Origin of the sequence: Auraticoccus cholistanensis (assembly GCF_009742705.1) — a bacterium.
Taxonomy (GTDB): Bacteria; Actinomycetota; Actinomycetes; order Propionibacteriales; family Propionibacteriaceae; genus Auraticoccus; species Auraticoccus cholistanensis.
Genome location: NZ_WPCU01000007.1, coordinates 47,377 through 63,852 on the forward strand (window position 1 = coordinate 47,377; position 16,476 = coordinate 63,852).

The window sequence follows — 16,476 nt, forward strand, 5'->3', positions numbered from 1 at the left end:
TCCCGCGCCGACAGCGGGCTCACGCCCGGGCGATCTCGGCGTCGATCCAGGTCTCGGGGATGCCGAAGCCGGCGACCAGGGTGCCCGCGGAGCGGCGGAGCTCCTCGCACAGCTCGTCGACGGCCCGGGTGACCTCCTTGGAGCGCCCGGGGCTGATGCGGTTGTGCTCGAGGTACCAGCCGCGGTCCCGCTCGATCTGCGACAGCACGTGCAGGTCGCAGACCTTCTCGAGCAGCCGTCGCACCTCCGGCCTCTCGCAGCCGTCGATGGCGGCCAGGAAGGCCTCCAGCACGATGCGGTCCACGTGCGCCCGGGCGGCGTCGAGCAGGTGCGGCTGGACGTCGTTGAAGGCGGCGAAGGAGCCTCGGCTGGCCCGGCCCCGGCGCAGCCGCGCCGCCACCGTCTCCACCAGGTGCTTCTCGCGGTCCTCCAGCAGGGTCAGCTGCCAGACCCGGTTGTGCACCCCCTCGTCGCCGCGCCGCAGCCGGGTGAACACCCCGCGCGGGACGGTGCGCTCGATGGCGGCGTTGACGGCGTTGTCGGCGGCGAAGCGGGCCATCTGGCGCCAGTCCAGGTCCTCGAACTGCGCGGAGTAGTCGGTCAGCAGCCCCTTGCCGACCAGCTGCAGCAGCACCGTGTTGTCGCCCTCGAAGGTGGTGAAGACGTCGGTGTCGGCCTTGAGCAGGGGCAGAGAGTTCTCGGCCATGTAGCCCGCCCCGCCGCACGCCTCGCGGCAGGCCTGCACGGTGGCGGTGGTGTGCCAGGTGGAGACGGCCTTGAGCCCGGCCGCCCGCGACTCCAGCTCCCGCTGCGCCCGCGGGTCCACCTCGTCGGCGGTCATCAGCTCGTGCAGCGTGGTGACCAGCTGGTCCTGGGCGAAGGAGAGCGCGTAGCTGGTGGCCAGCGCGGGCAGCAGCCGGCGCTGGTGGGCCCGGTAGTCCAGCAGCAGCACCTCCTCACCGCCGTCCGGGCCGGGGAACTGCCTCCGCCGCAGACCGTGCCGCACGGCGATCACCAGGGCGTGCTTGGCGGCGTTCTGGGCCGCGCCGCCGATCGTCACCCGGCCGCGGACCAGGGTGCCGAGCATGGTGAAGAACCGCCGGCCCTTGCTCTCGATCGGGCTGCTGTAGGTGCCGTCGGGGGCGACGTGGCCGTACCGGTCCAGCAGCGCCTCCCGCGGCACGGTGACGTGGTCGAAGACGAGCTGGCCGTTGTCGACGCCGTTCAGCCCGGCCTTGCGGCCGCAGTCGGCGATGGTCACCCCCGGCGCCGGACGCCCGTCGGCGGTGCGGATGGGCACCAGCAGGGCGTGCACGCCGTGGTCGCCGTCGGGGGTGCGGAGCTGGGCGAAGACCACGGCGAGCTGCCCGTCGCGGGCGGCGTTGCCGATGTAGGTCTTGCGCGCCGACGGCGTGGGGGAGTGGATGTCGAAGGTCTGGCTCTGCGGGTCGTAGGTGGCGGTGGTCTCCAGCGACTGCACGTCGGAGCCGTGGCCGGCCTCGGTCATCGCGAAGCAGCCCATCAGGTCGAGCTCGACCGCGCGACGCAGGTGCTCGCGGTGGTGCCGTTCGGTGCCCAGCGCGGCGATCGCGCCGGCGAACAGCCCCCACTGCACCCCGGCCTTGACCATCAGCGACAGGTCGCGGTAGCCGAGCATCTCGATCACCACCATGCCGCCGCCGACGTCGCCCGCCCCGCCGGCGATCGCGGGGAAGCCGCTCTGCGGCATCCCGGTCGCGGCGAACTCGGCCAGGCGGGCGGTGACACGGGCCCGGTGGGCCTCGGTGTCGAGCTCGTAGGAACGGGTGTCGAACCGCTGCGGCTCGAAGGTGCGCGCCCAGCGGCGCGCCTGCCCCCAGGCCCCGTCGAGGACCTCGGTCAGCGTGGCCGGGTCGACCTCGTCGGGTGCGCCGGCGGTGGGAGTCGGGACGTCGATGACCTCACTCATGCTCCGATGCTACTCGCCAGTAACTTAAGGCTCCAGGTAGAAAGCGTCGGCGACGTCGGTGATGAACATGTGACCGGGCGCGTGGGTGATGGCGAACGGCGGCCGGGAGGCCATCAGCGCCGCCTGCGGGGTCACCCCGCAGGCCCAGAACACCGGCACGTCGCCGGGCTGCATCTCCACCGCCTCGCCGAAGTCCGGCTGGGAGAGGTCGGCGATCCCCAGCGACTCCGGCGACCCGACGTGCACCGGGGCGCCGTGCACCTGCGGCATCCGGGCCGTCACCTGGACCGCCAGCGGCACCAGCGACGCCGGCACCGGCCGCATCGAGACGACCAGCGGGCCGGAGAGCCGGCCGGCCGGGCGGCAGTCCACGTCCGTGCGGTACATCGAGACGTTGCGGCCCTGCTCGATGTTGCGCACCGGCACCCCCGCGTCCAGCAGCGCCCGCTCGAAGCTGAAGCTGCAGCCGATCAGGAAGGCCACCAGGTCGTCGCGCCAGAGGTGGGTGACTTCGGTGGGCTCCTCGACCAGCTCGCCGTCGCGCCACACCCGGTAGCGGGGCAGGTCGGTGCGCAGGTCGGAGCCCTCGGCCAGCGCGGTGGTGGTGGCGCCCGGGTCGGTGACGTCGAGCAGCGGCACCGGCTTGGGGTTGCGCTGGCCGAACAGCAGCATGTCGAAGGCCCAGTCGGCGGGCAGCACCACCAGGTTGGCCTGGGTGAAGCCGCCGGCGGCGCCGGAGGTCGGGGCCACCAGCCCCTCCCGGTAGCGCTGACGTGCCTCGCTCGCGGTGGTGGTCACCGGTCGTCCTCCTGGTCGTCGTGGGTCCTGGTCGGCGGGGGTGGACCCGTTCCGGGTGCAACGCCCCGCCCGGGCGGTGTGTTCCGGGTCAGTGCCCGGCCGCGCGCAGGGCGGGTCCCACCACGTCGCCGAAGGCCTCCACCTCCGGACGGGGCAGGTGGTAGGTGGTGTCCCAGCTGTGCGCGGGGAACAGGAACACCCGGCTCAGCCCCGTCTCCTCCCGCGCCCGCAGCAGCCGCTCGGCGCAGGCCTGCGGCGAGCCGAACATGCCGAAGGCGTCGCAGATGCGGTCGGCCAGGGCGTCGTCGACGTCCTCGGGCCGGTAGTCCGGCGCCAGCTCGATGCCGGCGTGGCCCAGCCAGCGCAGGTTCGAGGCGCTGGGGTAGCGCAGCCACGGCTGCCCCGGTCGGAACCAGCCCTGCACCCAGGCGCGGACCTCCTCGGGGCCACCCAGGCCGAAGGGGACGATCAGGGTCTCCTCGATCTCGCCCGGGTCCCGGCCCGCCCGCCGGGCACCGACGGCCACGTGCTCGCGGGCGGCCGCCACCGAGTCCGGGTGCAGCCCGACCAGCATCAGCACCCCGTCGGCCACCTCCCCGGCCAGCTCCAGCAGCCGCGGCCCGGAGGCCAGCACCGTCACCCGGCTGCCGCCGGCCGGCCGGTTGAACAGCTCCAGGTCGTGCCCGTCCAGCTGTGCGCGCCCCTCGCCCAGCAGACCGCGCAGCGCCAGCACGACCTGGCGCAGCCGCTCCCGCCGCGCCTGCGGCTCACCGGCCTTCTCGACCGAGAGGAAGCCCGGGGCCACGGTCAGCTCGGCCCGTCCGGGGGCCAGCTCGTCCACCGAGGCGGTCAGCGCGGCCAGCACCAGCGGGTGCCGGGTGACCACGTTGGAGGTGGCCGGGAACAGCCGCACCCGCTCGGTGCGGGCGGCCATCGCGCCCAGGGCCATGAAGGCGTCACGACCGGTGTGGTGGTGGTCGGGCACGCCGACGCCGTCCAGCCCGGCCTGCTCGGCCTCGGCGGCGAAGGCCGCCAGCTCCGGGAGCGGAGCACCCAGCGGGATGCGGATGCCGACCTCGAGGCGGGGAGGGCCGGCGGGGGCGTCGGGGAGAGTCACGGGCACACTCCACCACGCCCGCCCGCCTCCGACGCCCGCCCGCCAGAGTGCGGGCGGTGCGGACCCCACCGTTGCCCGCCGTCGCGGCTGACCCTAGTTTGAGCACACGGTCCGCACCGCCAGCGCCGGCTGGACCCTCCCACCACGTCAGGAGCACGCCATGTCCCACGCCAGCGAGCCCGGTCCCGGCGCCCCGGCCGAGGGGGCGACCCCGGCTCCGTCCACCATGCGGGCCAGCACCCGGTCCACGCTGGTGGGCGCCATGTTCCTGATGGCCACCTCGGCCATCGGCCCCGGGTTCATCACCCAGACCACGGCCTTCACCGTCCAGCTCGGGGTCGCGTTCGCCTTCGCGATCCTGGTCTCGATCCTGGTCGACATCGCGCTGCAGCTGAACGTGTGGCGGGTGATCGGGGTCTCCGGCCGGCGCGCCCAGGAGCTGGGCAACCTGGTGCTGCCCGGGCTGGGCTGGGTGATGGCGGCGCTGCTCGCGGTCGGCGGCCTGGTGTTCAACGTGGGCAACGTCAGCGGCGCGGGTCTCGGCACCGACGCCATGTTCGGGCTGGACCCCAAGATCGGCGGGGCCCTCTCCGCGCTGATCGCCATCGGCATCTTCCTGTCCCGGCGGGCCGGGGTGGCGATCGACCGGATCGTGTTCGTGCTCGGCCTGGTGATGATCGCGCTCACCGCCTACGTGGCCATCACCTCCGGACCGCCGGTCGGCCGGGCGCTGCGCAACGCCGTGCTGCCCGAGCAGGNGCGGCTACATCGTCTACGCCGGCGCGCACCGGCTGCTGGACTCCGGCATCTCCGGACCCGAGCACGTCCGCGACATCAGCCGCAGCTCGGTGCTCGGCATCGTGGTCACCGGCGTGATGCGGGTGGTGCTCTTCCTGGCCATCCTCGGGGTGGTCTCGGGCGGGGCCGTGCTGGACCCCTCGCGCCAGGCCGCCTCGGCCTTCGAGGCCGCGGCGGGCGAGGTGGGGCTGCGGGTGTTCGGCATCGTGCTGTGGGCCGCAGCCATCACCAGCGTGATCGGCGCCTCCTACACCACCGTCACCTTCCTGACGAAGAGCAGCGTCCGCCAGCGCACCCGCACCATCCTGGTGGTGGCCTTCATCGTCGTGACCACCACGGTGTACCTGCTGGTGGGTGCCGCCCCCGCCACCCTGCTCGTCTTCGCCGGCGCGTTCAACGGGATCCTGCTGCCGGTCGGCATCGGCGTCCTGCTGTGGGTGGGGTGGCGGCGTCGCGACCTGCTCAACGGGTACCGCTACCCGGTGTGGCTGCTGGTGGTCGGATCGGTGGCGTGGCTGCTGACCCTCTACCTGGCGATCAACTCCGTCCGCCCGGCCATCGCCCTCTTCTCCTGACCGCCTCCCACCGACCTGCCTCCCCGACCACCACCCGCCGCTGACGAAGGAGCGACCGATGACGACCGTGGACCTCAACTCCGACCTCGGCGAGGGGTTCGGGCACTGGACGCTGGGCGACGACGACGCGCTGCTGGGCATCGTCACCAGCGCCAACGTGGCCTGCGGCTTCCACGCCGGCGACCCGCTGACCATGTCGCGGGTCTGCGAGCAGGCGGTCCGCGAGGACGTCGCCATCGGGGCCCAGGTGGGCTACCGCGACCTGCCCGGCTTCGGCCGCCGGTTCATCGACATCGAGCCCGAGGCGCTGCGTGCCGACGTGCTGTTCCAGCTCGGCGCCCTCGACGGGTTCGCCCGGGTGGCCGGCTCGCGGGTCCGCTACGTCAAGCCGCACGGCGCGCTGTACAACACGATCGTCCACCACGAGGAGCAGGCCGCGGCCGTGGTGCGGGCCGTCGCCGACTACGACGCGACCCTGCCGGTGCTCGGCCTGCCGGGCTCGGCCTGGCTGCGGCTGGCCGCCGAGGCGGGGCTGACGGTGGTGCACGAGGCCTTCGCCGACCGGGCCTACACCCCCGAGGGGACGCTCGTCTCGCGCCGGCTGCCCGGGTCGGTGCTGCACGACCGCGACGAGATCGCCGAGCGCTGCGTGGCGATGGCCACCGGAGGGGCCATCAAGGACGTCGAGGGCGGTGACCTGGTGCTCGAGCCGGGGTCCATCTGCGTCCACGGAGACACCCCCGGTGCGGTGGAGATCGCCCGTGCGGTGCGCGAGCGGCTGACGGCCGCGGGTGTCGAGCTCGCGCCCTTCGCGCCGTGAGGGTGCTGCCCAGCGGCAGCACCGCGCTGCTGGTCGAGCTCGACGGGCTGGGCGAGGTGCTCGCGCTCTACGCGGCCCTCGACGAGGAGCGCGCCCCCGGGGTGGTCGACCTGGTGCCGGCCGGGCGCACCGTGCTGGTCGTCACCGACCCCGGGCAGACGACGCTCGCCGCCGTGGAGGCCTGGGTGCGGGGCACCACCCCGCGCCCCGGCGCCCGTGACGCCGGTGAGCGGGTCGAGATCCCGGTGGTCTACGACGGCGAGGACCTGCCCGACGTCGCCCGGCTGCTCGGCTGCGACGAGGACGAGGTGGTGCGCCGCCACACCGGCACGGAGTGGACGGTCGCCTTCTGCGGGTTCGCACCCGGCTTCGGCTACCTCACCGCCGACGACGGCGACTGGCAGATCGCCCGCCGCTCCTCCCCGCGCACCCGGGTGCCGGCCGGGTCGGTCGCCCTGGCGGGGGAGTACAGCGGCGTCTACCCGCGGCAGAGCCCCGGCGGCTGGCAGCTGATCGGGCGCACGGAGCTGGCCGTGTTCGACCTGCACCGCGACCCGCCGGCGCTGCTCACCCCCGGCACCCGGGTCCGCTTCACGGCGGTGACGGCGTGAACCGGGAGCTCACCGTGGTCGAGCCCGGTCCGCTGACCACGGTGCAGGACGCGGGCCGTCCCGGGCAGGGGGCGCTGGGCATCGGCCGCTCCGGCGCCTGCGACCGGGCCGCGCACCGGCTGGCCAACCGGCTGGTGGGCAACCCGGAGGACGCCGCCGTCCTGGAGGTCACCTTCGGCGGGCTGGTGCTGCGGGCCGGGACCGACGTGCTGGTCGCCCTCACCGGTGCCCGCTGCCCGGGCACCCCGCACCTGGCCCCCACCTGGTTGCCCGCCGGGGCGGAGCTGCGGCTCGCCCCGCCGACGAGCGGGCTGCGGACCTACCTGGCGGTGCGCGGCGGCGTCGACGTCGAGCCGGTGCTGGGCTCCCGGTCCACCGACGTGATGTCGGGTCTGGGCCCGCCCGCGCTGCGTGCCGGTGACCGGCTCCCGGTGGGGGAGCCGACGCTGCCGCTGCCCGGCGTCGACCTGGCCCCGGTGGCCGAGCCACCGGCCGGCACCGTGCAGGTGCGGGTGCTGCCCGGACCGCGCCGGGACTGGTTCGACGACAGCGCCTGGGAGCTGCTGCTCGGCCAGGAGTACCGGGTCAGCAGCGACAGCAACCGGGTCGGCGTCCGCCTCGAGGGCGAGCCGCTGCAGCGGGGGCGCCAGGGCGAGCTGCCCAGCGAGGGCATGGTCCGCGGCGCCCTGCAGATCCCGCCGTCGGGGGTGCCGGTGCTGTTCCTCGCCGACCACCCGGTCACCGGCGGCTACCCGGTGGTCGGCTACGTGGCCGACCCCGACGTGGACCGCTGCGCGCAGCTGCGCCCCGGCCAGGGGCTGCGGTTCTCGTCCCGGCTCAGCTGAGCTGCACCACGTCGCCGGTGCGGGCCGACTCCTGCGCGGCGGCCACCACCTGCAGCGAGCGGAGCCCGGCGGCGCCGTCGGGCTGCGGGGTGCGGCCGGTGCGGATGGCGTCGACGAACTCCGCGACCAGGGGGGCGTCGGCGTCGGAGCCGTAGGGCTGCCAGACGGCGGTGCGCCGGGTCTCGGACCAGCCGTCGACCCGCTGGGCGAAGGCGTCCATGTGGGCGACGCCGGCGGTGGCCACCAGCTCCAGGGTCAGCCCGCCCCAGGTCGGGTAGCTGTCGGGCTTGGACCAGCTGCAGTCGATGGTGGCCACGACCGGGCCCGGGTACTCCACGCAGACCAGACCGGCGGTCTCGGTCGGGGCCTGCTCGGGGTGGATGAGGCTGTTGCTCTGGGCGTAGACGCTGCGGGGCGGGACGCCGTCGAGCAGCGCGTCCAGCAGGTCGGCGACGTGCACGGTGTGGTCCACCATCGCGCCGCCGCCGGCGAGCTCGGGGTCGGTGAACCAGGCCCGGCTGCCGGTCGGGAGCCGGCCGTTGTTGGTGCCGGTCACCGAGCAGACCCGCCCCAGCGAGCCCGAGGCGACCGCCTCGCGCAGGGCGGCGAAGGCGGTGCTGAACCGCACCGGGTAGGCCACCATCAGGTGCACCCCGGCCCGGGCGCAGGCCTCGACCATGGCCTCGCCGTCGGCCAGCGTGGTGGCCAGCGGCTTCTCGCAGAGCACGTGGACGCCGGCGGCCGCGGCCTGCTCCACCAGCGGGCGGTGGCGGGCGTTCTCCGAGCACACCACCACCCCGTCGACGCCGCTGGCCAGCAGCGTGGCGTAGTCCTCGAGGTAGGTCACGCCGAGCTCGGCGGCCAGCTCGGGGCCGCCGACCTCGCCGGCCGGGCGGGTGGCGTGCTCGGGGTCGGTGGCCACCACCTCGACGCCGTCGAGGGCCTGCAGCGCCCGTACGTAGGACACCGCGTGCAGGTGGGCGAAGGACATCACGCCGATCTTCATGCGGCGACCTCCTCGAGGGTCTCGACCAGGACGGGGCGGCCGGTGCGCAGCGACTCGTTGGCCGCCGCGGCCAGCTGGACGGCCGCGACGCCGTCCTCCGCGCTCACCCGCGGCGGCGGTCCGCCGGCGAAGGCGGCCGCGATCTCGCGGATCTGCGTCAGGTAGGGGCTCTCCACGAAGGAGGTGGCCGGCAGCAGCCCGGTGCCGTCGCCGGAGCCGCCGCCGCTGACCCGCAGCGGCGGGTGCTCGGCGGAGTCGTGGCGCAGCAGCCCGTCCGGGCCGGCCACCTCGAAGCTGGTGTGGAACGGCGTGCCGGCCGGGGCCCAGCTGCCCATCACGTGGCTCAGCGCACCGGAGCGGTGGGTGAGCACCACGTGGGCGCTGACCACGCCGCGCCGCTCGGCGGTGTCGGGGGTGCTCACCTGGCGGGCGAAGACCCGCTCCACCTCCCCGGCGTTCCAGCGGGCGAAGTCCAGGTCGTGCACCATCTGGTCGAGCACGATGCCGCCGCTCAGCGCGGGGTCGGCGAACCACGGCTGGACCGGTCGGGACCCGGTGCGGGTGAAGCGCTGCACGGCGACCGGGCCGACCTCGCCGGCGGCCACGGCGGTGTGCATGGCGGCGTACTCGGGGAAGAAGCGGACGACGTGACCGGGGTAGAGCTGCACGCCGGCCGCACGGCAGGTGGCCACCATCTGCTGCGCCTCGGCCACCCCGAGCGCCAGCGGCTTCTCGCACAGCACGTCGACGCCGGCCGCCGCGGCGGCGGCCACCATCTCCGGGTGCGTGGGCGTGGGGGTGCAGACGTCGGCGACGTCGGCCCCGTCCAGGGCCGCCTCGACCGAGCCGACCACCGTCCCGCCGTTGCACCGCTCCACCAGCTCCTGGGCGCCCTTCAGCGAGAACACCCTCACCTCGGCCCCGAGCTCCAGCCAGGCCGTCAGGTGCACGGTGGCGATGCCGCCGGCCCCGATCAGCGCCACGATCTGCCTCACGTCGTCCTTCCTCGTTCCTCGTCCGGGAGCGGTCAGCCCTTGCTGCCGCTGAGTGCGATGCCCTGCACGAACTGCCGCTGCAGCACCAGGTAGACCACGATCATCGGGATGCTGGCCAGCAGCGAGCCTGCCATCAGCACCGGGTAGTTCGTCGAGTACTGGCCCTGCAGCGTGGTGAGCCCGGCGCTGATCGGCAGCACCGACGGGTCGGTGTTGACCACCAGCGGCCACAGCAGGTCGTTCCAGGCGTTCATCAGGGTGATCACCGCCAGCGCCGCCAGCGCCGGCTTCACCATGGGCAGCATCACGCTCCAGAAGATCCGCAGCCGGCCGGCGCCGTCGAGCAGGGCGGCCTCCTCGATCTCGTCGGGGATGGTCAGGAAGAACTGGCGCAGCAGGAAGGTGCCGAAGGCGGAGAACAGGCCGGGCAGCACCAGCGCCGGCAGCGTGTTCAGCAGCCCGAGGGAGACGATGATCTCGTACTGGGGCAGGATCAGCAGCTGGCTGGGCACCATCAGCACCGACAGGAACAGCGCGAAGAGCAGGTTGCGTCCGGGGAAGCGCAGCCGGGCGAAGGCGTAGGCCGCCAGCGAGCACAGCACCAGCTGGCCGACCGTCCGCACCCCGGCCATCACCGCCGAGTTCGCCAGCTGCTGCAGGAACGGCAGCGCGCTGTCCACCTCGGCGTAGTTGGACCACAGCCAGCGCTGCGGCAGCAGGGTGGGCGGTGCGGTGATCGCCTCGGTCTGGGTCTTCAACGAGGTCAGCAGCTGCCAGACGAAGGGGCCCACCATGGCCACCGCACCCAGCACCAGCACCACGTGGGTGGCGACGGACCCGGCCAGCGACCCGCGTGGGCCGCGGCGTCCGCGGAGGGCGGCGACGGACTCAGACATAGGACACCCACTTCCGCTGCAGCCAGAACTGGATCGCGGTCAGCGCCGCGATGAGCACCATCAGCACGAACGCGACGGCGGTCGCGGTGCCCTTGGTGTTCTCCACGAAGGCCATCTGGTAGAAGAGCGTCACCACCGACTGGGTGGCGTTGAAGGCCGGGTTCGCCGTCGAGCTCTGCGCCATCACGTAGATCAGGTCGAAGATCTGCAGGGTGTTGATGACGCTGATCACCGTGCAGAAGAAGATGCTCGGGCTCAGCAGCGGCAGCGTGATGCTGAACAGCCGGCGCAGCGGCCCGGCGCCGTCCAGCTCGGCGGCCTCGAGGTAGTCGCGGGGGATGGCCTTGATGCCGGCGATGAAGATGATCAGGTAGTAGCCGACCTGCGACCACACCTGCACCACGCCGATGGCCAGCAGCGCGGTGCCGGGGTTGGCCACCCAGTAGGTGCCGGGGATGCCGAACACCGACAGGAAGGCGTTGATCAGGCCGTAGTCGCCGTTGTACAGCCACTTCCAGACCATGCCGCTGGCCACCGGCAGGGTGACGAAGGGGATGAAGTACAGCGCCCGGTAGACCGCGACGCCGCGCAGCCCCTCCCGGTTGAGCAGCACCGCGATGGCGATGGCCACCGGGACCACCGCCAGCCCGATCAGCATGTACAGCACCGTGTTGCCCAGCGCCGTCCAGAACGTGTCGAGGGCGAAGACGGTGGTGTAGTTGCTCAGGCCGGTGAAGGTGTTGCCGCCGAAAGGTCCCCACTCGGTGAAGCTGAGCACGAACGTGGCCACGGCCGGGTACAGGTAGAAGACCAGCAGGCCGAGGCCGACGGGGGCCACGAACAGGTAGGCGGTCAGCCGGCTGCGTCCGCTGTCGAGCCAGTGGCGGCGTGGCCGGTGGTCGACGGCGGCGGTGCGGGTGGCGTCTTCGACGGTGGTCATCGCGGCTCCTCGGCCAGCACGGTGTCCATCTCCTGCGCGAGCCGCCGGCAGGCCTCGGCGACCGAGAGGCCGCCGGCGCCGATCCAGGCCTCGCCGAGGATCTGGTACTGCAGGTTCTCCCAGGTGTTGGTGTTGAGCGAGACCGGGTAGGCGGTGGCGTCGTCGACCTGGTCGATGAACGACTGCAGCCGGAACTCGGGCTTGGAGGCCAGGTACTCCGACTCGGTGCCCCGGTAGCTGGGCAGCGCGGAGCCGCTGGCTCCCTGGATCTCCCCGACCCGGCGCCCGGCCATGAACCGGACCAGCTCGAAGGCGGCGTCGGGATGGGGGGTCCGGGCGTTGACCACGTTGGCCAGCCCGTGGATGACGTTGCCGCGGACCCGTCCCCGCGGCAGCACGGTGATCCCCGTCCGCTCCCGGACCGCCGGCTCCTCGTAGGCGGCCGCGGCGTCGTTGGGCAGCCCGTGGTACATGGCGACGTTGCCGCCCAGGAACAGCGAGCGGCCGTCGGTGTCGGCGGTGGCCATCGCGTTGGGGGCCAGGTCGGCCTCGATCAGCTCCGTCCAGTACTCCAGCCCGCCGATGGTGGCGGGGTCGGCGAACCCGGAGCGGCCGTCCCGGACGACCCAGCCCTCGTTCTGGAAGATCGTCGGGTACAGGTTGCGCTGCCGGTCGATCGCCGAGCTGATCCCGTACTGGTTCCGCTCCCGGTTGCGCAGCTCCGGCAGCGCCTGCCGCACCGTGTCCCACGTCCAGGTCTCGTCGGGGTAGGGCACGCCGGCGGCGTCGAAGAGCTCCTTGTTGTAGTACAGGCTGATGCAGTCGTAGTCCTTGGGGACGCCGTACTGCTCACCCTGGTAGCGGTAGAGCTCCACCAGGTCGGGCGGGTGGGCGGCGAGGTCCTCGCCGGCGGCGGCCAGCCTCTCCCCGAGCGGGAGCAGCGTGCCGTAGGCGGCGAACTTGCGGATGTTGGGCCCGTTCATCCAGAACACGTCCGGCGCGCCGCCGCCGGTGATCGAGGTCTGCAGCCGCGTCCAGTAGGTGGCGAACGGGGTGACCTGGATGTCGACCTCGATCTCGGGGTGCTCGGCGGTGAACTCCTCGACCACCGTCCGCATCGCCGGCACCTGCAGCTGGTCCCACACGCCGTAGGAGATCCGGGCCCGCCCGCCGCTGCCGCGGTCCGGCTCCGAGGACGTGCAGCCGAGGGTGGCGGCCACGGGGGTGAGGGCGCAGGCGGAGAGGAAGGAACGACGACGCAACAGGTCCTCCTGGTCACGGGCGGTCGGGGGGGTCCGATCGGCCCGGCCAGCGGCCGGGCGGTGAGCAGGTCACCGACCCTAGCGGATCTGACCCCGGCTGCCCGGTGACGGGCCCGGCGCCGCCCGGACGCGCGCCCGCCCCTTGCCGGCGGTCGGCGTCCCGCCTAGCATCTCGTACAGGCCTGTTCAGCTTGGGGAGGAGGTTCGGGTGGACGCACCGGCGTCTCCCACCGGGGGTGGAACCGAGGTTCTGCCCCGCGGCAGACGCGTGGACGGGCGGCGTCCCGGTTCGCTGGGGGACATGACCGAGACGACGCCCCTGCCGGCCGACGAGCCCCAGCCCGTGGTCAGCGTGCGGGGCCTGTGCAAGTCCTACGGCGGCCGGCGCGTGGTGGACCAGCTCGACCTCGAGGTCCACCCCGGCGAGGTCGTCGGCCTGATCGGTGCGAACGGCGCGGGCAAGACCACCGCGGTGGAGTGCCTGCAGGGGCTGCGGCGCCCCGACGCCGGGCACCTCCGGGTGCTGGGTCTGGACCCCGTCCGCGACGCGGACCGGCTGCGCCCGCAGATCGGCAGCCAGCTGCAGAGCGCCGGGCTGCCGGATCGGCTGCGGGTCTCGGAGGCGGTCTCGCTGTTCGCCCGGACCACCTCCGCCCGCCACGAGCTGCTGCTGGAGCGGTTCGGGCTCGCGCACCGCCGTCGGACGCCGTTCGGCGGGCTGAGCGGCGGCGAGCGCCAGCGGCTGTTCCTCGCGCTCGCCCTGCTCGAGGACCCCCGGCTGGTCGTCCTGGACGAGCTGACGCAGGGGCTGGACCCGGCGGCCCGGCGCGAGGTCTGGGCGGCGGTGGACCAGCTGCGCGGCACCGGCACCACGGTGCTGCTGGTGACCCACGAGCTGGCCGATGCCCAGGCGCTGTGCAGCCGCGTGGTCGCGATGCGCGCGGGCCGGGTGCTGGACCAGGGCACACCGGCGGAGCTGGTGGCCCGCCACGCAGGGGAGGCGACGGTGCGGTTCGCCCTCCCCGCCGCCGACGACGGCACCACCGCGAGCGCCCTGCAGCAGCTCAACTGCCCGGGGTGCAGTCGGTCACCCGGAGCCGGGAGCGCGTGGTCGTCCGCGGCAGCCGCGCGGTGGTCGCCCACGTCGGCGCCTGGCTGGTGGCCCGGGCCGAGCCGGTCCCGCCCGACCTCGAGGTGGACCTCCCCGACCTGGAGGCCGCCCTGCTCACCCTGCTCGAACAGCCCGACGACGCCCTGGCCGGAGCCGCCTCGTGACCACCCCGCCCGCCGGCACCACGCCAGCCGCACCCCCGTCCTCCCGGAGCGCGCCGATCGGCACCCGTTCGGTGCTGCGGCGGCTGCTGCGCTCGGAGCTGCGCCTGGTCGCCCGGGACCCGTTCACGCTGACCTTCACCCTCGCCTTCCCGATCCTGTGCATGGTCGTGGTGGGCAGCGCCTTCGGCAGCGAACCGGCGCACGGGTTCCCGATCAACCCCTCGCACTGGTACATCGCCTCCTACTTCACCGTGATGATCGGGGCGACCGGGCTGACCATGCTGCCGGTCCACATCGCCTCCTACCGCGAGCGCGGCGTGCTGCGCCGCTTCGCCGCCGCCGGCTTCCCGCGGTGGTCCTTCGCGCTGGCCGAGCTGGCCCTCGGGCTGCTGGCCGTGGCCGTCGCCGGCGTCGCGCTGCTGCTGGTCGCCGCACCGGTCCACGGCATCCCCCCGGTCCAGGACCCGGTGCGGGTGGCCGCGGGGGTGCTGGTCGCGGCGGTGGCCTTCGTCAGCACCGGCGTGCTGCTCGGCACCCTGCTGCCGTCGGCGCGGGCGGCCCAGGCCGTGGGGCTGCTGCTGTACTTCCCCTCGCTGCTGCTCGGCGTCGGCGGCCCGCCGACGTTCGTCATGCCACCGGGGCTCCGCACGGTCGCGGAGCACCTGCCGCTGGCGCTGGCCAACCAGGCCATCCGCGACCCGTGGCTGGGACTGGGCACCGGCACCGTGCCGCTGCTGCTGGTCACGGCGATGGCCGTCGTGGCCACCCTGCTCGCCGCCCGCCGGAGCGCGCTGTGACGACCGGGTCGGCCGCCGGCACCGCGCCGGCCCGCTGGGCCGCCCCGGTCGCGCTGACCGTCCTCACGGCCGTGGGCGCGCTCGGCAGCGAGCAGCCCGGGGTCCTGGCGCCGGCCGCCGTCGGGCTGGTCTGCCTGGTGGCCACGGCGGCCGCCTGGCGCCGGCTGACCGGCCCGCGGCTGCTCGCTGCGCTCGCGGTGGTGGCGCCCGGCGTGGTCGCCGTCTGCTGGGGGGACCCGCGCGACGTCGGCTGGTTCGGCTGCTGCGTGGTGGCCGGCTGGGCGGCGCTGGCCTCCTCACCGCGGCTGGCGGTCGCCGCCGGAGCCGCGCTGGCGGCGGTCTTCGCCGCCCAGCTGGTGCTGCTCGGCCCGGAGCCGGGGTGGGTGACGTGGACGGCCGGGATCGCCTTCACCACCAGCGCCTGCGTCTTCGCCCGCCGCCAGCGCGTGGTCGTCGAGCAGCTGCACGCGGCGCAGTCGGAGCTGGCCGAGCGCACCCGGCTCGACGAGCGCCACCGGATCGCCGGTGAGATGCACGACGTGGTCGGGCACGCGCTGACGGTGACGCTGCTGCACCTCGGCAGCGCCCGGCTCTCCCTCGACGACGACCTCGACCGCGTCCGCAGCTCGCTGGCCGAGGCCGAGCGGGCGGCCCGCGCCAGCCTGGACGACGTCCGGGCGGCGGTCGCCCTGCTGCGCGCCCCCGCCCCGCCGGGGGCGGCGTCCGCGCCGCCGACCCCGACCGCGGCCGACATCACCGGCCTGGTCGAGTCCTTCCGGCGGACCGGGACGCCGGTGGAGGTGCAGGTCCGCGGGGACCTGGCGGCGCTGGGCGCCAACCGGGGGCTGGCCGCCTACCGGATCGTGCAGGAGTCGCTGACCAACGCCGCCCGGCACGGGGACGGCTCGCCGATCACCGTGCGGCTGGACACCGCCGCCGACCGCACCACGATCACGGTCCGCAGCGGTGCCGCCGCGCCCTCCCCGCAGCCGGCCGGGACCGGGCTCACCGCGATGCGGGAACGCGCCGAGGCGCTCGGCGGGCAGCTCGTCGCCGGTCCCGCCACCGGCGGCTGGCGGGTCGAGGCGGTGCTGCCCGCGTGAGCCGCGGCGACCTCGTCGAGGTGGTGGTGGTCGACGACCAGGAGCTGGTCCGCGCGGGGCTGCGGGGCATCCTGCGCGAGCGGTACGGCTTCAGCGTGGTGGCCGAGCTGGGCGACGGCACCGACGTCGTGGCCACCGTGGGCCGGCTCGCGCCCGCCGTGGTGGTGATGGACGTCCGGATGCCCCACGTCGACGGGGTGGCGGCCACCCGGGCGCTGCGTGCGGTGGCCGACGCGCCGCCCGTGCTGGTGCTGACCACCTTCGACGACGAGGCGGTGCTGGCCGGGGCGCTGCGTGCCGGGGCGGCGGGCTTCCTGCTCAAGGGCGCCCCGGCGGAGGACCTGCAGCGGGCGGTCCGCACCGTGGCCGCGGGCGGTGCCTGGCTGGACCCCGCGGTCACCGCCCGGGTGCTGGCGACCTACCGCGACGGCTCGGCGCCGGTGCGCCCGGGCGCGCAGGTGGACCTGCTCACCCCCCGGGAGCGGGAGGTGCTGGCGCTCGCCGGGGCCGGGCTGTCCAACGCCGAGATCGCCGCCGAGCTGGTTCTGGGCGAGGGCACGGTGAAGACGCACATCAGCCACGTCTTCACCAAGCTCGGGCTGCGCGACCGCGCCGCCGCGGTGGTCTTCGCCTTCGACCACGGGCTGGTCCGCCCGGGGGAGCCCCGCTGACGGTGTCCCCGGACTGGGA

General features: G+C 74.5%; 17 protein-coding genes and 1 pseudogene. 9 read left to right on the forward strand and 9 right to left on the reverse strand.

What is annotated here, in order from left to right:
• Positions 1-19: 19 nt before the first annotated feature.
• From GC722_RS11120 to GC722_RS18400, 4 genes are all read right to left on the reverse strand, one after another.
• On the reverse strand, positions 20-1,948 hold the full coding sequence (locus GC722_RS11120) for an acyl-CoA dehydrogenase family protein (RefSeq protein ID WP_156610135.1): 1,929 nt from the start codon (positions 1,946-1,948) through the stop codon (positions 20-22).
• A 24-nt stretch (positions 1,949-1,972) separates the two neighbouring features.
• Positions 1,973-2,746 carry a putative hydro-lyase gene (locus tag GC722_RS11125; RefSeq protein WP_331714703.1) on the reverse strand — a complete coding sequence of 258 codons (774 nt, stop codon included), beginning with the start codon at positions 2,744-2,746 and terminating at the stop codon, positions 1,973-1,975.
• Between the two features lie 88 nt (positions 2,747-2,834).
• Entirely contained in the window at positions 2,835-3,863 is a 1,029-nt protein-coding gene (locus GC722_RS11130; RefSeq protein WP_156610137.1) for an LLM class flavin-dependent oxidoreductase, read from the reverse strand.
• A 147-nt stretch (positions 3,864-4,010) separates the two neighbouring features.
• Positions 4,011-4,376 (reverse strand): hypothetical protein, encoded by a 366-nt coding sequence (locus tag GC722_RS18400; protein ID WP_231747759.1) that lies wholly within the window; start codon positions 4,374-4,376, stop codon positions 4,011-4,013.
• 335 nt (positions 4,377-4,711) lie between these two features.
• On the opposite strand from GC722_RS18400, the gene GC722_RS18405 reads away from it, so the two are divergent.
• The 4 genes from GC722_RS18405 to GC722_RS11150 are packed head-to-tail and all read left to right on the forward strand — an operon-like array spanning position 4,712 to position 7,512.
• Entirely contained in the window at positions 4,712-5,236 is a 525-nt protein-coding gene (locus GC722_RS18405) for a divalent metal cation transporter (protein WP_231747760.1), read from the forward strand.
• Positions 5,237-5,294: 58 nt separating this feature from the next.
• A complete protein-coding gene (locus GC722_RS11140; RefSeq protein WP_156610139.1) occupies positions 5,295-6,056 on the forward strand; it encodes a LamB/YcsF family protein in 762 nt (253 codons plus the stop codon).
• Positions 6,053-6,667 carry a 5-oxoprolinase subunit B family protein gene (locus GC722_RS11145; RefSeq protein WP_331714704.1) on the forward strand — a complete coding sequence of 205 codons (615 nt, stop codon included), beginning with the start codon at positions 6,053-6,055 and terminating at the stop codon, positions 6,665-6,667. Before GC722_RS11140 ends, GC722_RS11145 begins: the two co-directional genes overlap by 4 nt.
• Positions 6,664-7,512 carry a 5-oxoprolinase subunit C family protein gene (locus GC722_RS11150; protein WP_331714705.1) on the forward strand — a complete coding sequence of 283 codons (849 nt, stop codon included), beginning with the start codon at positions 6,664-6,666 and terminating at the stop codon, positions 7,510-7,512. The genes GC722_RS11145 and GC722_RS11150 overlap by 4 nt, the downstream gene beginning before the upstream one ends.
• Here GC722_RS11150 and GC722_RS11155 read toward each other — a convergent pair.
• The 5 genes from GC722_RS11155 to GC722_RS11175 are packed head-to-tail and all read right to left on the reverse strand — an operon-like array spanning position 7,505 to position 12,611.
• Positions 7,505-8,518 (reverse strand): Gfo/Idh/MocA family protein, encoded by a 1,014-nt coding sequence (locus tag GC722_RS11155; RefSeq protein ID WP_156610141.1) that lies wholly within the window; start codon positions 8,516-8,518, stop codon positions 7,505-7,507. The genes GC722_RS11150 and GC722_RS11155 overlap by 8 nt on opposite strands.
• Positions 8,515-9,513, reverse strand: coding sequence for a Gfo/Idh/MocA family protein (locus GC722_RS11160; RefSeq protein WP_331714706.1), 999 nt, complete (start codon positions 9,511-9,513; stop codon positions 8,515-8,517). Before GC722_RS11160 ends, GC722_RS11155 begins: the two co-directional genes overlap by 4 nt.
• A 32-nt stretch (positions 9,514-9,545) precedes the next feature.
• Positions 9,546-10,409: a carbohydrate ABC transporter permease gene (locus GC722_RS11165; protein WP_156610144.1), complete on the reverse strand. Its 864-nt coding sequence runs from the start codon at positions 10,407-10,409 to the stop codon at positions 9,546-9,548.
• On the reverse strand, positions 10,402-11,349 hold the full coding sequence (locus tag GC722_RS11170) for a carbohydrate ABC transporter permease (RefSeq protein ID WP_156610146.1): 948 nt from the start codon (positions 11,347-11,349) through the stop codon (positions 10,402-10,404). Before GC722_RS11170 ends, GC722_RS11165 begins: the two co-directional genes overlap by 8 nt.
• Positions 11,346-12,611 carry an ABC transporter substrate-binding protein gene (locus GC722_RS11175; protein WP_156610148.1) on the reverse strand — a complete coding sequence of 422 codons (1,266 nt, stop codon included), beginning with the start codon at positions 12,609-12,611 and terminating at the stop codon, positions 11,346-11,348. The genes GC722_RS11170 and GC722_RS11175 overlap by 4 nt, the downstream gene beginning before the upstream one ends.
• Before the next feature lie 301 nt (positions 12,612-12,912).
• Between GC722_RS11175 and GC722_RS19490 the strand changes: the two are divergent.
• From GC722_RS19490 to GC722_RS11205, 5 genes and pseudogenes are all read left to right on the forward strand, one after another.
• Positions 12,913-13,494, forward strand: a pseudogene (locus GC722_RS19490) (ABC transporter ATP-binding protein); the annotation flags it as partial.
• Positions 13,495-13,688: 194 nt separating this feature from the next.
• Positions 13,689-13,886 carry a hypothetical protein gene (locus tag GC722_RS19275; protein WP_156610150.1) on the forward strand — a complete coding sequence of 66 codons (198 nt, stop codon included), beginning with the start codon at positions 13,689-13,691 and terminating at the stop codon, positions 13,884-13,886.
• Positions 13,883-14,683: an ABC transporter permease gene (locus tag GC722_RS11190; protein WP_156610152.1), complete on the forward strand. Its 801-nt coding sequence runs from the start codon at positions 13,883-13,885 to the stop codon at positions 14,681-14,683. Before GC722_RS19275 ends, GC722_RS11190 begins: the two co-directional genes overlap by 4 nt.
• Positions 14,680-15,786 carry a sensor histidine kinase gene (locus GC722_RS19280; protein ID WP_331714707.1) on the forward strand — a complete coding sequence of 369 codons (1,107 nt, stop codon included), beginning with the start codon at positions 14,680-14,682 and terminating at the stop codon, positions 15,784-15,786. The genes GC722_RS11190 and GC722_RS19280 overlap by 4 nt, the downstream gene beginning before the upstream one ends.
• Positions 15,783-16,457, forward strand: coding sequence for a response regulator transcription factor (locus GC722_RS11205; protein ID WP_331714708.1), 675 nt, complete (start codon positions 15,783-15,785; stop codon positions 16,455-16,457). Before GC722_RS19280 ends, GC722_RS11205 begins: the two co-directional genes overlap by 4 nt.
• Positions 16,458-16,476 lie beyond the last annotated feature (19 nt).

Bases quoted from the DNA above. Each gene is read 5' to 3' on its own strand.
- GC722_RS11120 (WP_156610135.1), bottom strand. From the start codon at position 1,948: ATGAGTGAGGTCATCGACGTCCCGACTCCCACCGCCGGCGCACCCGAC.
- GC722_RS11140 (WP_156610139.1), top strand. From the start codon at position 5,295: ATGACGACCGTGGACCTCAACTCCGACCTCGGCGAGGGGTTCGGGCAC.
- GC722_RS11155 (WP_156610141.1), bottom strand. From the start codon at position 8,518: ATGAAGATCGGCGTGATGTCCTTCGCCCACCTGCACGCGGTGTCCTAC.
- GC722_RS11165 (WP_156610144.1), bottom strand. From the start codon at position 10,409: ATGTCTGAGTCCGTCGCCGCCCTCCGCGGACGCCGCGGCCCACGCGGG.
- GC722_RS11170 (WP_156610146.1), bottom strand. From the start codon at position 11,349: ATGACCACCGTCGAAGACGCCACCCGCACCGCCGCCGTCGACCACCGG.